At 53.1% G+C, this 15,505-nt stretch carries 12 protein-coding genes; 4 read left to right on the forward strand and 8 right to left on the reverse strand.

What is annotated here, in order from left to right; genetic code table 11:
• The first annotated feature begins 66 nt into the window (after positions 1-66).
• Positions 67-492, forward strand: coding sequence for a hypothetical protein (locus tag SH668x_RS10500; RefSeq protein ID WP_437185010.1), 426 nt, complete (start codon positions 67-69; stop codon positions 490-492).
• Positions 493-550: 58 nt separating this feature from the next.
• On the opposite strand, the gene SH668x_RS10505 is transcribed toward SH668x_RS10500, so the two are convergent.
• The 3 genes from SH668x_RS10505 to SH668x_RS10515 form a co-directional block, all read right to left on the reverse strand.
• Positions 551-1,039 (reverse strand): phosphatidylglycerophosphatase A family protein, encoded by a 489-nt coding sequence (locus SH668x_RS10505; protein WP_437185011.1) that lies wholly within the window; start codon positions 1,037-1,039, stop codon positions 551-553.
• Positions 1,036-1,338 (reverse strand): Rieske (2Fe-2S) protein, encoded by a 303-nt coding sequence (locus SH668x_RS10510; protein WP_437185012.1) that lies wholly within the window; start codon positions 1,336-1,338, stop codon positions 1,036-1,038. Before SH668x_RS10510 ends, SH668x_RS10505 begins: the two co-directional genes overlap by 4 nt.
• A 188-nt stretch (positions 1,339-1,526) precedes the next feature.
• Complete coding sequence (locus SH668x_RS10515) at positions 1,527-5,000, reverse strand: hypothetical protein (RefSeq protein ID WP_437185013.1); 3,474 nt, start codon at positions 4,998-5,000, stop codon at positions 1,527-1,529.
• 366 nt (positions 5,001-5,366) lie between these two features.
• Here SH668x_RS10515 and SH668x_RS10520 point away from each other — a divergent pair, with 366 nt between their 5' ends.
• Entirely contained in the window at positions 5,367-6,623 is a 1,257-nt protein-coding gene (locus tag SH668x_RS10520) for a dicarboxylate/amino acid:cation symporter (RefSeq protein WP_437185014.1), read from the forward strand.
• Positions 6,624-6,696: 73 nt separating this feature from the next.
• Here SH668x_RS10520 and SH668x_RS10525 read toward each other — a convergent pair whose 3' ends face one another.
• On the reverse strand, positions 6,697-7,680 hold the full coding sequence (locus SH668x_RS10525; RefSeq protein WP_437185015.1) for a hypothetical protein: 984 nt from the start codon (positions 7,678-7,680) through the stop codon (positions 6,697-6,699).
• Between the two features lie 455 nt (positions 7,681-8,135).
• Positions 8,136-9,233: a hypothetical protein gene (locus SH668x_RS10530; protein WP_437185016.1), complete on the reverse strand. Its 1,098-nt coding sequence runs from the start codon at positions 9,231-9,233 to the stop codon at positions 8,136-8,138.
• A 209-nt stretch (positions 9,234-9,442) separates the two neighbouring features.
• Between SH668x_RS10530 and SH668x_RS10535 the strand changes: the two genes are divergently transcribed.
• Positions 9,443-10,483, forward strand: a complete 1,041-nt coding sequence (locus SH668x_RS10535) for a type II secretion system F family protein (protein ID WP_437185017.1) — start codon at positions 9,443-9,445, stop codon at positions 10,481-10,483.
• Here SH668x_RS10535 and SH668x_RS10540 read toward each other — a convergent pair.
• The gene (locus tag SH668x_RS10540; RefSeq protein WP_437185018.1) at positions 10,476-11,996 is read right to left on the reverse strand and encodes a hypothetical protein; all 1,521 of its coding nucleotides are present in this window, start codon (positions 11,994-11,996) and stop codon (positions 10,476-10,478) included. The two genes, SH668x_RS10535 and SH668x_RS10540, sit on opposite strands and share 8 nt — an antisense overlap.
• A 93-nt stretch (positions 11,997-12,089) precedes the next feature.
• Positions 12,090-13,535: a sensor histidine kinase gene (locus SH668x_RS10545; RefSeq protein ID WP_437185019.1), complete on the reverse strand. Its 1,446-nt coding sequence runs from the start codon at positions 13,533-13,535 to the stop codon at positions 12,090-12,092.
• Positions 13,536-13,720: 185 nt separating this feature from the next.
• Here SH668x_RS10545 and SH668x_RS10550 point away from each other — a divergent pair, with 185 nt between their 5' ends.
• Positions 13,721-14,626, forward strand: coding sequence for a DUF58 domain-containing protein (locus SH668x_RS10550; RefSeq protein WP_437185020.1), 906 nt, complete (start codon positions 13,721-13,723; stop codon positions 14,624-14,626).
• 153 nt (positions 14,627-14,779) lie between these two features.
• Here the strand turns inward: SH668x_RS10550 and def are convergent, their stop codons facing one another.
• Positions 14,780-15,466 (reverse strand): peptide deformylase, encoded by a 687-nt coding sequence (def, locus tag SH668x_RS10555; protein WP_437185021.1) that lies wholly within the window; start codon positions 15,464-15,466, stop codon positions 14,780-14,782.
• Between the last annotated feature and the right edge of the window lie 39 nt (positions 15,467-15,505).

The following is a 15,505-nucleotide window of genomic DNA, read 5'->3' on the forward strand; positions in this document are numbered from 1 at the left end:
GGTCGTGTCTCGCTACACTGCGGCTAACTCGATTGATTCTTCCTTGTTTTGTTGTTGAAAGTTCCCATGCGAGCGCGACTGTTTAGTTCAGATGACGATGCTGCCCGTGCATTCCTGGATGAAATTCTGGATTCAATGGGAGTCGAACTCGGCGACGGGCAGCGTTTTCTGGGGGTTGAAGTCTACAAAACCAAGATTGACTCCCAGCCGGTCACGTTCTATTTCGGGGCACTCGACATGGAGATCGATGGACCCAAGCAGGCTGTTGAGCAAGTGTTGGGGCACTTCCGGAATTGGGCTCCCGAAGAGGGCGAAGAGCTTGACGAGGAACTGGACGACGAGGAACTGGACGACGAGGAACTGGACGACGAGGAACTGGACGACGAGGAACTGGACGACGAGGATCTGGACGACGAGGATCTGGACGACGAGGATCTGGACGACGAAGATCTGGACGACGAAGATGACTTTGACAGTGGTGAAGAGGAGTAACTGCTCCTCGTCATTAGGTGAGTCGCTTCAGGACTGATCGTCTGGTTTGCGGATTGCTTTAAAAGAAACGCGACAGACCGAATAGAATCGCTCCCGCGAACACGCCTGCAACCGCATCATCAGCCATGATTCCTAGTCCGCTGGGGAGCTTCTCGAATTGACGGATCGGCCATGGCTTCCAGATGTCGAACAAGCGAAATAGCAGAAATCCCACGATCGCTGTGATTCCTGTGACAGGAACGAACAGGTAGACCCAGAAGAACGCTGCGATTTCGTCAAAAACAACCTGAGAGGGATCTTTGGCGTGCAGTAACCGGATTCCGGCATTGCAGATGGGGATGCCGATGAGGAATGCGATCACTCCAATCGCTGCGATCCGCGTCGTTTGAAGATCGAGGAGTCCGATCGCCCACAAGAGAAGCGGCCCGAGCAGGCTTCCAAATGTTCCGGGAGCTTTGGGGGCGTAGCCCATTCCCAAACCTGTTGCGAGTAGAAGAAGCACTCGATCTGTCAATGACATTGCTGTGGAATCTGTCGGGATGCTCATGGCAGCTCCACGAAAATCACGCCGTCTTCGACGTTGACGGGGAAGCATTTCTGACGAATCTGAGATGTAAGGCAACTCTGTCCGGATTTGATTTCGAATTGCCATCCGTGCCACGGGCAGGTGACTATTCCTTGCTGCACAGCTCCCTCTCCGAGTGGTCCGCCGGCGTGCGGGCAGATTCCGTCCATCGCATAAATCTCCCCGTCTGAGTGAAACAACGCGATGATGCGATCGCCAATCACAAACTCTTTTCCGCTTTCTGATGGGAGTTCATCACGCGAAATTAATCGATGCCACATTTCGGTTACTGTCGCTGGTTGGTTGTGACTGGAGTCGTCGGAGAATCTTCAGGAGTTCGATGCCGCAGCCAGCTTAGAGTCTTGAAGAATGCGTTGATCGCTGTGCTTTTGGTCCAAGTGAGGTTACTTCGAACATCGTTGAACCCCAAACAATCAGGATCGATGCTCTCAGATCACCGTGAATTTGATTATGGAGAAGGCGGGACATCCGGTGTTTCATCATCCGTTGGTGGAAGCGGGGGAGTTGTCTCCCCTTCACTCTCTGGAGCCATTTCTTTTGGCGACTCCATTACTGGAGCGGGAGCTGCATCTGGCGTTTCATCATCCGTCGGTGGAAGAGGTGGAATTGACTCCCCTTCACTCTCCGGGGGCATTTCTTTTGGTGGCTCTGGCGTTGGAGCGGGTTCTGTCTCCGGGGCGTCATCGTCTGTTGGTGGAAGCGGCGGGGTCGACTCCTCTGCACTCGCTGGAGACATTTCCTTTGGCGATTCCGGTTCTGGAGCTGGTTCTGCACCCTTCATGTCATCGTCGGTAGGCGGAAGTGGCGGAGGAGAATCGTCAGCATTCTCCAAAGTGGATTCGCTCTCCTGTGCAGACTCGGGCTGAATAGCTGCATCTTCCAGAGTTTGTTCTGCAACTGGACTTCGAACTGGAATCTCTCGATTGGTGATCTGCCCCAAATACATCGCAGCGATGAACCGAAGCTGTGAGTTCGGCGTGTCCTTCAGTAATTTTTCAAGATGCTTCTGTGCGGATTCCAATCGACCAGACGCTAGCTGCGCCATGGCAATCTGCAGCTCAACTTGCGCCAGTTGCTCTGGAACTTCGACTGCTGCATTGCTCGCCATCATTGATGCGTAGGCAGGCCAGATGTCATCCTGAATCGGCAACGCGAGTGAACCGAACGGCATTTGCATCAGTCCTCGAATCGCGTTGCGGACTAGGGTGTCGTCTCCCTTCTCCCAAAGTTGAACTGCACGTTCATCGTTGAGCGTCGCGAGGTTGGCCATTGCTGTCATGGACTTCCATTGAGCTGCCACTTGCTGCGCTTCAGGTGGGAGTGATGGGGCGGACATCATCGGTTCCATTCCGTCAAGCGTCTGCACTGCAACGTCGAAATTTCCGCACTGCATCTGCAAGTTGCTGTAGAGAAGTTTCAGGTCTGGCGACTTCTCAATCTCGGTGAGGTCCTCTTCCATTATCTTCAATGCAATGCTGGGACATCGACCGTTGATGGCAAGTGCAGCCATCTGAGCTCGATCTGCTCCTTGTTCGCGAACCTTTTGAATGGATTCGTTGACCTGTTGAACCCCCTTGTCGAGTTCTTCTCGGAGCTTGGCAAACTGCGCTTTCTGATCGTCGGTGCGGCGATCATGTTCTGCAACAGCTTTTTCCAGGAGGTCCAGCGATTCCAGGGCGAGATCAGCATGATTTCGCTGAAGATAAAACTCCATGAGTCGTTGTAGATCGAATGAATCGTTTCCACTTGCGATCGCTGCAGATTTCAGGGCGGCATGAGTCTGCGCATCTTGAAGCCCCAGACTTTGAAGGCGATTCGCCCCCGCTGTGAGTTGACCATCGATCTGTTGCAGGAAACGGATCGCTTGTGGAATGGTGCGGTAGCCAAGTGGATCATTCGGGGTCTCAGAGATCCCCGCACGTGCATGACGCAACGTCAGGACGGCAGCTCCAGCAGCCTGATTGATCTGCAGCCCGGAACCAAAGATTGACAAGATCCGTTCATAGTGGGCGGCGAGTTCCGAATCTGATGGAGATGTCTCCAATTTCTGAACCAGCCATTTCTGATAGGTCGATGGGGCGAGTGGCCAAAACGTCATCGATTCTTCGACATCCGGTTTTGGGTCGGGTCGAAATGCCAGCTTGGCAAAATCCGTTGCGTTATGAGTCTTGAAGTGCGCGGTGATCTCGGGGTTGTTGGTGTCCGCTCGGGTGAAGTTGGCCCCTGCGCTCCCCAGCCCAGTCATAACAAACGATGGATTGGCGAGTAGCTTGAAAAAGGGTTCGTACGGCGGAAACGGGCTCCACAATCGCACGAGAACATCATCCGTCTTGTAGTCGGTCAGAGGTTGTTTCCACTGCTCTTCATCAACAGGTTTTCCGTCGACAGGAGCGGCGAAGAGCGCTGTCCGGATCTGACGATGGATCTCGTACAGGTTTTCGCCACGTGAGGTATACAGCGAGTAGCGACTGTCGATGAATGGCTTCTTGTGCAGCCAGATCAAGGCGTCCCCCTGACTCGGGATCGTGGGGAAAATTCGATCTGAGAAAGAATGGCTAACGACGTCCTTTTCGAGGCTCGACAATCGCGATTGCCAGCGCGGATCGAGACCCAGTCCGATGCGGCGTCCCTGTTTCCCCATGAATGCACCATTAATGGCCATGTAGGAAAGCAGGAAGAAGGTGAGAACCGTGGCAGCGCGTCCCCCACGCCCCCACAGGACACTGAATGAGTCGATGGAATAAGCCATCGAAAAACGATTGCTGTACCACGTTTGCCCATTCAAAGTTGCTGTTGTGGCGTTAACAATCGCGGCGTAGCAGACCATTTCGCCGTTCGCGAGCGATACGAGATTTGCAACGACCCAGAGGACGACCCAGCCTGGCTCTAAGCGTCTCGCGTTAAGGACCAGGGTGACGGCGGAGAGTCCGAAAAGGAAGATTGCAGCCAGACCGAAAATGTCGATTGATCGCCAGAACTCAGGAGAGATTAGACCATATGAGAGACGCGGGAAAAGTTCATTGACGATACCGTACTGCAGTTGAGATGCAGCCACCCTGGGGGAGAAATAGTGAGTCCACATCAATCGCCCGGGCCACGGGGTGATGAGGATGGCGACAAGCACTGTGACGATCAGGGCCTCCCAGGAACGCTGGCTTTGCTTTTGCTTTCGAATCGCTCGGGCGATGATGTCTCCCAGCATGAATGCCAGAAACAACACCAAACCGAAGATCGCGCGGGGATCTGTATTCACCCAAAACAAAAAGAGCATTGGGAGGAATGCGATCGACCACGGAAACTGCCTCGTCGATGGCGGCGCTTGAGATTCAACCGGAATTTGCCGTTCGCGACAAAGTGTAAACAGCAGAATGCTTAAGCCTAATACCGTCACAGTGGCGGGGCCGGGTTGCAGAACTGGAAACAAAGCGATGGCTGCGAAGAACCCGCAGACCGAACCCCACCAGGTTGACACGTTCCGCGCGTTGATCTTCGCGAGCAACCAAAAGGAAGCGGCAACCGCCACCACGCAAAGCAGCGTCAGCCCGGAAAATCCAGCGACGCGATGAGTAATTGCCATGACAATGTCGGAGAGCCATGCGTGATTGACCCACGGGCGGCCCTCTGCGGATGCGGAGAATGTGTCAACACTTTGAGGAAGGAACCGGTTCGCGATCATCGCATCGCCTGTTCGAATTCGAACGAACAGCGATGAATCTGAAATGGTTGTCCAACTGAGAAGAATCGCAAGAAGCAACAACGCCCAGCGGAGCATGACATCTCCCCGCAGGCATTCATCTTCCATGTATTCAGGAGTGAGTTCTTCAAACTCCGGCATCTCCTCCTCGGGAGGAGGTGGAAGATCGGGAGTCTGTGAAATCGGATTGTTGAGAGGTTCGGATGGTTCAGGTTTGGACTCGGACACGAAACGAACCTTTTCACTAGCAGACGGAATGAAAACAAGATCACGTGAAAGGGAGTGAAGAATTGATTTGCAATCTAAACGCCAGCATCCCGATCAGCAAGCAGCGACACAAGTTGTGATGTCAATTCAGTCATGAAATCAGAATTTGCTCACAAGCGCAAGGCAAGATGAGCAAAGTGAACAATTTTCGACAGTTGTGCGGAAAATAGGGAACTGTGCTAGACGAATCCTTTTCAACTCTCCAAATTGCACGGACTTACGCGACCATTCGGCACTATTGAAATGGCCGGTCGTCGATCGTCGGGCATCGCTGGACACTGTGTCGTCACAAGTGGACTCATCGAAAATGATCAGGGAGGAGGAATAGTGGAGAGTTCGACAGTTCCCGGGAAAGGGATTTGGGGACGCTGGAATGCGACTCCGCTGTATTTGCGGATCGTTTTGGCAATGGTTGTCGGAGTGGTGGTGGGGCTTCTCCTCGGCCCGCGTGCGGAATCTCTGGAAACTCCCGCGAAGATCATTCTCCGGATGTTGGGGTCGCTCGCACCTCCCTTGATTCTGGTCGCGGTGGTTCACGTGCTAATGACCACAGAAATCGCTGGTCGGACTGCCGCGAGACTGTTCTTCTTGTTGTTGCTCAATACCACCGTTGCCATTCTGATTGGATTGGGTGTGGCTAATGTTTTGCAACCCGGGAAATGGTCGCCGATGTCTCCCCCGGAAGCGAAATCAGCTGATCACCATCATTCCCCCTTGGAAATGATCATCGCGAACATTCCCAAGAGCATTCTGGGACCGTTGGGAAATGAACAGAACATCATTGGCGTGATCATCATCGCGATCGCCTTTGGAGTTGCCCTCAGAACTTCCCGCGATAAGCAAATTTCGAATGTTCAGGATCTGGTTGAAATTGCCTATCAGACGTTGCTGCAGGTTCTGCACTGGGTGATCCAGATTGTTCCGCTGGGGGTGTTCGCAATTGTGGCGAAGGTGATCGGAACCGAAGGCTTCGCACCTGTCAAAGCGATGGGAGGCTTTGTCGTCGCGGTGATTGTGGCACTGCTGTTGCAAGTCGTGTGGTACTTACTCCGAATTCGATTCTTTTCATGGCCTCGACCACTGTTTGTTTTGCGGGGGATGCGCGACGCCATGTTGATGGCATTTTCGACGAGTAGTTCGACCGTCACGATGCCGGTGACTTACCGCTGTCTGATTGATAACGTCGGAGTGCGGGAGAAATCAGCGAGTATGGGAGCGCTCGTTGGAGCGAACTTCAATAACGATGGAACAGCCTTGTACGAGGCAATGTCTGCGTTATTTGTGGCTCAACTGATCGGAATCGATCTGACCCTGTGGCAGCAGGTTCTCGTGGTGTTGACGTCGATTGTCGCTTCCGTCGGAGCTGCGGGCATTCCAGAAGCGGGCCTGGTAACAATGACTCTGGTATTCACAGCTGTGAAACTCCCCGTCGACTATATCGCCTTGCTGTTGACCGTCGACTGGTTTCTGGATCGATGCAGAACCGTCGTCAACCTGCTTGGTGACGTCAACATCAGCTGCATGCTAGACGGAAGGACCAAAGAGTCCCCGGAACTGGAAGCTGATCCCTTTCCTGCTTCCTGAATTCGTCAACGAAAGAAGCCTTCTCAAGAGGATTCTTGAGAAGGCTTTTTCGAGGATCAGATTGACCGCGAGCTTATTTCGCGGGGAAAGCTCCTTGGCTCTTCCAAACTGTGGCAGCCGATGGAACGCCACGGAATTTTGGAGTCGGAGCCAACTTCGGAGCTTCGACGGGAGCAGTCACTTCATAGGCCTGAAGTTCAACTTTGTTCTCAGCTGCCGAACGTGTTGGAACCTTGCTCCATTCCTGGGAGTTCTGCTGGCTTGCAGAAGGAAGTGGATTTTGGGCGGCTTGTTGGGGTTGAGCAGGAGTTGGGCTGATCTCTGAGATCGGAGAACCCATGCTCACGACGGACTGGCCGTGAATGTGCGGGCTGAGGCCGACGACACCGTGATCCTGAGTGCACACTGCACCGGATGAGACGACTTGAGTCGGGACCATTGTCGTGACTTGTTGCGGCACAACGCGAGTCTGAACAACTGGCACCTGCTGGACTGTTTGAACTGGAACGTCACGGTATTGAACCTGACGCTGCATGACAGTCTCGTTCACGGTTTTTGTCGTCATCTTGGGAACCCAGACCTGCTGGTAGCTTCCCTCGTCGACGGTCACCTGACGGCTGGTTGTCACTGGGACATCGACAACGCTGGACTCGCGGCGGATTTCAGTGCGCGTCACCGGTTGCATCACGGTGAACTGCTCCTGCTTGTAAATCGTCGTCGTCTGCGGCGTTAAAGTCGGTTGATTCGGAGTCGGGAGGACCGGCTGGCTCGGAGTGTACGTGGGAGATGGCGAGTAAACAGGTGCCGGTGAATAAATCGGAGCCGGTCCGCAATCGCAGGGGTTTGGAGCAATTGGTCCGTACGTATTGAGTGGGCCAAACGGCGCTGGGTTGAGGAACGGCTGAGGGGGGCAACCGCATGGATTGAATGGTCGAATCAATCCCAAACGACCGGGGCCGCCCGATTTGCGAGCGCAAAGTCCTGCATCAGCAGTCACCGGAAGTGCTCCTCCCAATAGAATCGCAGAAATCCAGACTGTGCGGGCTTTGGAAAACATCGGCATTCCTTCTTTCAAAATCAGGTTGCTGAATCGCTATCACTTCGCTGAGTGCATGCGCACCCCCGGATATTGAGCGAGCAACGTTCGTTTGATCGGAAGAGGGCCACGTCAGCGTGAAATTCTTTGGCGAACGATGCGGGTTTCGGCGTTGCCTGTTTCCAGGCAGGCAAACAACCGTTACAGGTTGGCGAGTCCCCTCGGGGAATCTACGGGTCGAATTGACCCTACAGTTTGCAGCATTCGTTCCCATTGTCACGGAAGAATCGGTGATGTCGCTTTGCGAATCATTTGCGATGGCCAAATAAAAAAGGCCAGTAACGAACTGGGGTTCGATTCTGGCCTTTGATGGATATCGACGTGATGACATGCATTACGCCGGTCGATTGAATGTCACTAGTCGGTGAGAACCCGCCTTACCGTTGGAAGCTCTCCGCATTGAAAAATTCTGCAAACTAGTACACGCCGACGGTCGTCGTTTTTGCAAAGACATGGAATGGTCGCGTGCCGCTAATTCCGTCCCACGGGTACTTTTCGTGTGGGAGTTCTCGCTCCCCTTCATCCCGTTCCATGAATCCTGGAACGAAGAGTTCATCGGTCAGCGTGTACAGTTTAACGCGGCCGGTTTCTCCGTAATTCACAACCTGTGAATAGTCGTCGAATTTCACGACTTCAATCGCTGCCCGAGGTTGCGGCGCGTGGTAAGTGATCTTGTAGTTGTCCGCGGGATCGAATGGTTTTCCGCAGGCCAACCCCATCAATGTGTTGCCGTATGTTGGAGTGATATAGACATCATTTCCCAGCAATTCTTCTTTGCAGAAGCGGTACCACTGTGGAGTGAACTCCGTTCCGCCGGCGAAAATTCCCTTAATGCCGACTTCAGAGATGCTCGTACCTTCGTCCATCAACCGCAGTGCCAGTGCCTCCAGCAACTTCGGTGTTGCGAACATACACTGAATGTCATGTCCGGCAGTAAGAATGGTGTACGCCTGATCGATGACGTGATTGGCATACGCTTTCGCTCCTTCGACATCCCCTTTCTTGATCAACTTCACCACCCAACGTGGGTCAAGGTCGACGCAGAAACAGATGCCGCCACGGAACTGGCAAAGATGTTCCACTGCAAGTCGCAGACGCCGCGGGCCGCTGGGGCCCAGCATCAACCAGTTCGACCCGCGTGGGAACGATTCATCTGGAAGTGTTTTGGAAAACTCTTCGTAGTCAATCCAGTGGTCTTTGACGACGCAGCGTGATTTAGGAATTCCAGTTGTTCCGCCCGTTTCGAAGGTGTACCGGTACTCGTTTTTCCATTTTTGTGGCAGGAACTTTGTCACCGGGCCGCCGCGAAGCCATTCATCTTCGAAGAGCGGGAATTTTTTCAGGTCGTCAAAGCAGTTGATGTCAGTGAGTGGATTGAAGTTGTAACTCTTGGCCTGCTCAAGCCAGAAAGGAGCCCCCAATTCTGGATGGAAGTGGAGTTGAACAGTCCGGACTGTCTGTTCGTCGAGTTGTTGCTTCGCATTTGCAACAAGCGTATCCAGTTGAACGCTCACAAATCTCTCCTCGTGAAATCGAACACAATCGCTTTGAGCAAAAACCTATGCGGAGATTGCTGAAGTGGGGAACGTGACGATCGATGATATGCAAGTCGAGGGCCAATTCAAAACGAGTCAGTGAGTTCCTTCGCGGCGGCATCCAGTTCCGGGTAAGATGCTGGTAAGCGAACCGTCGTTTCAGACCAAACCAGCGCGGAGAATTGCGGATGTTTCAATCACAGGCCTCCTTGGTAGAAATGGCCCGGCTTTCTCGAAATCTGGGGGTGTCGCTGCAGTCAGGAATTCACATCGTCAAGGCTTTCGATATCGTCGGTCGAAAAAGCACTGGGAAGATGAAGACTGTGCTGTCACAGGTCGTTCAGGATCTGAAGAACGGTTCGGACGTTACTTCTGCTCTGGTCTCTCACGGAAATTACTTTCCCGAGTTGTTTCTCGGCATGATTCAGGTGGGAGAAGTGACCGGCGCCCTGCCTGAAGTGTTTAAAGCACTCGGGCTGCACTACGAGAACAACATCCGCCTGAAACGGGAGTTTCTCGGTCAAATTACAATGCCTGTGGTTCAACTTGTGGCAGCGATCTTTATCGTCGCTGCACTGATTGCGTTGCTCGGCTGGATCGGACAGAGTACCGGGACCACGTTCGACATCCTCGGTTGGGGACTCGTCGGAACGACCGGGGCGCTGATCTGGTTGGGGGGATGGGCGCTCCTCGTCGCAGCAGTCGTCGTGGGTTACAAATTTGCCTCAGCGTCACTCGCCGGACTCGCTAGTATTCACCGTTTTGTGCTGAAAGTTCCGGTAGTCGGACATTGCCTGAGGTCATTTGCAATCGCTCGGTTCGCATGGGCATTTCACCTCACTCAGAACTCTGGAATGCCGATCGGCGACAGCATTGATTCGAGTTTACGTGCCACTTCTAACGGGGCATTTCTCGCTGCCACTCCGAATATGGTTGCTGCTGTTCAATCGGGAGAGTCGCTCACAGATGCCTTTCAGGCGAGTGGGTTATTCCCGGTTGAGTTCATCGAGTTCGTGATGGTGGCGGAGCAGTCTGGTACGGTTCCTGAAGCTCTTGACCGGATGAGCCCTCAGTTTGAAGAAGATGCCCGTCGCAGTCTGCATGCGTTGGCATCAGGAATGAGCTGGCTGGTCTGGGGGGGCGTCGCATTGTTTATCATCACGATTATCTTCACCGTGGCACTGTGGTACATCGGGATGATCGACGCTGCGATGAAAGGAATTATTTAATCGGCTGCTCGTCGTGATGGACATCTTCCGTGCGATCATTGCCGGGTGATGGATCACTTGTCGAAGTCTCCGGGTTACGGATCTCCTCCATCATCCCTCTAATGAGCGTGACTTCCGCGTCGTCCGGATTTCTCTCGTCGAGAATGTTCTGAAGCACACCAAGTGCCTCCTCTTCTCGATCCAGATCCTTCAGCGTCGTCGCCCATTGAATATGCACCATCGGAAGAGATGGCGTCTTCTCAATTGCGTAGCTCCACAATGACAACGGATTTTTCCATACCGGAAGATAATTCGTTGTGCTCCATGCCATGACTCCGATCGCGACAGTACTTGTGATGAGGGCCAGGATGCTTTCGGAGGATCGAAGGGACGGCATCAGCCTCAAGGTTCTTTGCCATCCCTGATCGAGTAACCAAAGCATGACGCCGAAAAACGGGACGCATGGGAGATAGAGATACCGATCATTCATCAGGGTCGTGATCGGGAAGAAATTCATTACCGGAAAGAACAGCATGAGCCAGCTGATTCCCGCGAGAATGAGGAGGGGTTGCGAGTGCCGCATCTTCCACATCCAAATTCCAACAGCGACCCAACCCGCGATCGCTGCTGCGATCATCAGTTCGATTCCGGTTGTGGGAGGATCATAGAGGACGCAGAGATCCTGTGGGACGAGCAACATGCTGACATATCGCCAGAGCAGCGTGCTGTCGATGGCAAAAATCTCAAGCTTGTTGAATTTCAGATGGCCTCGAATCCCCCCGACAATGGTGACCTGTGCATTCATCGTGGTTAGGACCAGCATCAGGCAGAAGAACATCGGGACAGCTTGACGGGCAATACTGTCCGAAAGTTTTTTCTTCGCAATAAAATAATCGTAAGCCACGATGATTGGCGGGAGCGTCACCGCAGAAGCCTTCGTCAGGAGAGCGATTACCAACCAGAGGATTCCCCACCCCTCATCGCGGTTGGTGCGATTGACCTTCATCCAGCAGAGACAACTGGCGAGCGTCCATGTCGTCGAGAGAACTGTTTTTCGTGACGAGACCCAGGCGACGGATTCCACTTGCACCGGATGAACCAGAAACAGTGCTGCCACGGTCCATGCCATCCATCCGTTGTTAGTGAGCTGTCGCATCAGCTGCAGGACCAACACTCCGTTGATCATGTGAATCAACACGTTCGTGGCGTGATATCCCCCTGGCCAGAGTCCCCAGAGAGTGTGTTCGACGAGAAAAGAACCGATCGTGACAGGAGCGAAATTCCGTGCCACCGGCTCGGTCATGATGCGATAGAGATTCGCTGGATGCCAGCTTTTGATCAGGTCATTCCAGGTGAGATACCAGTTGTCGTCCCAGTTCAGCATCTCAAAACGCAAGACGGGAGCATAGATGATGGCTGTCAGGAGAATCAGCCCGAGAACCTGCCAACGGATCGGCGTGATCCACTGAAGAAATCGCTCTCTCCGCGAACCTGCTGCTAGGAGTTGTGTTGGCTGGGTGGGATTCTGGTTCATAACCGACGTGATCAAGTCCATTGTCAACTTGCGGAGTTCCAAGTGTTTCAAACGCTAGTTCACGATGGGGTGTTGTCAAAAAGCAACGCGAAATTAGGGAGCGGTTCGATCTGTGTAATGCTCCGGTATTACGGGATCAATCAAATTTGACGCGACTGGAAGCCGCACTGTGAAGGTACTTCCCTGCCCCGGATGGCTCCTTAAGGAGATTTCCCCGTTGAACACTGTGATCAGGTGTTTCACGATCGAGAGCCCCAGTCCATTCCCTCCCCCAGAGCGGGAACGTGCTTTGTCGATCCGGTAGAAGCGTTCAAAAATTCTGTCGCGGTGCTCCTGAGCAATCCCAATTCCGTCATCCATCACATCGACGATGACGTGACCGAGATCCACTGTGCAGGTGACGTCGACGTGCCCATGTTGCGGCGTGTAATTCAGTGCATTGCTCACGAGATTGTCAAACACCGTTTGCAGCCCGCTGGCATCTGCCATTACCTGCACATTTGTCGTTTCATCGACGTGCAGCTTGAGGTTGATCTGACGAGACTGGGCAACCGCTCGACGCGCTTCAACGCACGATTTCAGAAGGTCTGCCACATGAACGGGCTTTAGTTGAAACGCATCTGCCTGCGATTCGATCCGGGCCAGCCGCAACATATCCTGAATCAGTTCCTGAAGCCGATCCGACTGTTCGAGAATTCGTTCGACGAAGGTGCGATTATTCTCCTCATCGCTCAGTCCGCCATCCAGAAGCGTATCTGCGTATGCCTGGATCGAAGTGAGCGGTGTTTTCAATTCATGTGAGACATTGGAAACGAATTCTCGACGCATCCGTTCAAGGCTGCGAATCTCAGTGATGTCATGGATGACCAGCACAATTCCGGGGGCCGGAGAGATGGGAAGCGGAGCGGCGGTCACTTCAACAATATGCTTGTTGCGCTGAATCTCTGCTTCTTTTCGGAATTCGGATTTCAATTGAAACGCAGCATCGATCACAGCGTTCAGTTCCGTTGCACGAAGCACTTCCCAGAGTGGCCGCCCTTCGACATTTCTGTCTTTGCAACCGAGTAGTTGACGGGCAGCGCGATTGAAAAACAGAATGCGGCGTTCGGAATCCAGAACTAGAACGCCCTCTGCCATCGTCCCTAGAATGGATTGAAACAGAGTCTTGTTGTGTTCCAGATCCTGATTGTGACTGAGTTGATCAGAGACCTGTCTGGCTGTGGTGATGACTATGTCATTGAGTTCTGCTGCAATCTCACCGAAGGAATCATCGGGGCGATCGCTTTTTAACAGGAGTGACTGCTTGCCGGTGTGCAGTGAGTTTCTCAGGTCCCGCAGCGCCGTGATGAAATATTCATGCTGTTCAACAACGAACGAATTGATCCATCTGAATGCACTGTACGCGACAATCGCGTCGATGCTAAAAATGATCAGGCTGAGTCCCCAATGCCAGAACAAAAGAGGCGACGTGATCAGGCAAGTTCCCGCGACGGCACCAATGGCAATCAACATTCGCTGGACGAATGTCAGAGACTTCATTGCCATCCTCTATGATTGAGTCGGGAGACGAGAGTGAGTGTGAATTTGTCTGAAACCCCGGGGGACATGCGACAAATTGCTCTCTCACAAGATAGTATAACGGGACTGGATTCGCGAGAAACCGGAGTGCTTGCCGTCCCCCTCTTTCTCGTCTTTAGCCTTTTTTAACATGGAATGCGTCCGGGATGAGTTCCCCTCCAATGCAAGACCCAACAGCCCTGGCAAAATTCGGACAACTGGAAGTGGTTGTCCGAATGATCGTCGAAGGTCTGATGATGGGGCATCACCGCAGCCCTTTTAAGGGGTCCAGCGTCGAGTTCGTCGAACATCGGCATTACTACCCCGGCGATGAAATCCGACATATTGACTGGCGAGCGGTTGGAAAAACCGGAAAGTATTACGTCAAAGAGTATGAGGAAGAGACGAATTTCCATGCATACCTTGTCGTTGATGCATCGGGGAGTATGGGGTTCTCCGCGAGCACCCTTTCCAAATTTGATTATGCCCGGTTACTTGCAGCCTCTCTCGGCTATCTGATGTTCTCACAGCGAGATGCTGTTGGGTTGGTGACATTTGATTCCGCGGTCAAAGAGCGTGTGGAACCTTCGACGAACATGAAAATGTTCCGGTCGATATCCGCGTCGCTGGCAAATACGCAACCCGGAAGTGAAACCAGTCTGGCGACGGTTCTGAACTCATTGATCCCCACGCTGAAGAGACGCTCCGTGGTCTTTTTGATCAGCGACTTCTTTTGTGACGTGACGCAATTAGAAACCGTATTGCAACGGTTCCGCCGCGCCCGGCACGAAGTGATTCTGATGCAGGTCATTGCGCCGGAGGAAGTTGATTTTCCGTTCGAGAAGCCGACGCAGTTTCGAAGCCTCGAACTGGACAGTCATCGACTCCTCGTCGACCCGCACCGCTTACGGCAGCTTTACCTGAAGCAGTTTCAGGAGTTTCAAACAAAGCTCCGGAGTGTGGCTGTGGGATGTGGTTTCGACTTTTTCTCTGCGACGACGGCCGATCCATTCGAGAAGGTGCTCGGCGAGTATTTGAGCTGGCGCACCCGTCGGGCGAAGACGCGTCAATAAAAAAGCCGCAAGCAGTTGCTCGCGGCTCGTGAACCCGTTCCCTCTCTTCTGGGGGACTGTTCGTCACATTACTTCGGATTGGTAGAAGCACCCTCGAAGAGATTCATTCGGACGCCAAAGTTCGGACGTCATAGAACTGTGACTACTGAGTGATCAGTCCTCGTAGTCGTCATCGTAATCGTCGTACTCGTCATCGTCTTCATCGATGATGGGAACCGCGACATCGAATTTTGGTCGGGAGAGAAACTCTTCTGCGACCTTACCGGAACTCGCCATGGCCTTCAGGTCGGCGATAATCTCCTCATCAGCTGCCACGACCCCTGCTTTTCGTGACTGATTGTACGATTCGACAAATCGGGGAATCACTTGATCGACCTTGGAACTGGTTCCTTCGTTCCGCATACGGTCGGTAAACATGATCCCGTCCAGATGGTCCGTTTCATGTTGCACAACGCGTGCTTCGAGACCTTTCAGTGTCATCGTGAAGGGCTGGCCATTCAGGTCGAACGCGTCGACAGTCAGTTCTGTTGCGCGTCGTACATCGCCGTAAAGGCCGGGAAGACTCAGACAACCTTCTTCGCCGAGTTCACTCCCCTTTTTCTTCCGGATCAGCGGGTTGATGAAGACAATCTCTTCATCTGGATTTCCGGGCCGAGCCTGAAGATTCACGACAAAAAATCGGAACGGAAGCCCGACCTGATTGGCAGCTAGTCCAATCCCTTTGGCTTCGTACATCAAATCGAACATCTGACGAACGGTTGTTCGTAAGGTCGCGTCGATCTGTGCGATGTCGACAGATTTGAAAGTGAGGGCCGGGTGGGGATAAGGAACAATCTGCATCGCACAACTTCTTAAGTCGAATTAGGAAACGGATCTGGA

It is taken from the genome of Planctomicrobium mucosum, assembly GCF_051466335.1.
Lineage (GTDB): Bacteria > Planctomycetota > Planctomycetia > Planctomycetales > Planctomycetaceae > Planctomicrobium.

Bases quoted from the DNA above. Each gene is read 5' to 3' on its own strand.
- SH668x_RS10505 (WP_437185011.1), bottom strand. From the start codon at position 1,039: ATGAGCATCCCGACAGATTCCACAGCAATGTCATTGACAGATCGAGTG.
- SH668x_RS10545 (WP_437185019.1), bottom strand. From the start codon at position 13,535: ATGAAGTCTCTGACATTCGTCCAGCGAATGTTGATTGCCATTGGTGCC.
- SH668x_RS10510 (WP_437185012.1), bottom strand. From the start codon at position 1,338: ATGTGGCATCGATTAATTTCGCGTGATGAACTCCCATCAGAAAGCGGA.
- SH668x_RS10535 (WP_437185017.1), top strand. From the start codon at position 9,443: ATGTTTCAATCACAGGCCTCCTTGGTAGAAATGGCCCGGCTTTCTCGA.
- SH668x_RS10550 (WP_437185020.1), top strand. From the start codon at position 13,721: ATGAGTTCCCCTCCAATGCAAGACCCAACAGCCCTGGCAAAATTCGGA.
- SH668x_RS10525 (WP_437185015.1), bottom strand. From the start codon at position 7,680: ATGTTTTCCAAAGCCCGCACAGTCTGGATTTCTGCGATTCTATTGGGA.
- SH668x_RS10540 (WP_437185018.1), bottom strand. From the start codon at position 11,996: ATGAACCAGAATCCCACCCAGCCAACACAACTCCTAGCAGCAGGTTCG.
- SH668x_RS10500 (WP_437185010.1), top strand. From the start codon at position 67: ATGCGAGCGCGACTGTTTAGTTCAGATGACGATGCTGCCCGTGCATTC.
- def (WP_437185021.1), bottom strand. From the start codon at position 15,466: ATGCAGATTGTTCCTTATCCCCACCCGGCCCTCACTTTCAAATCTGTC.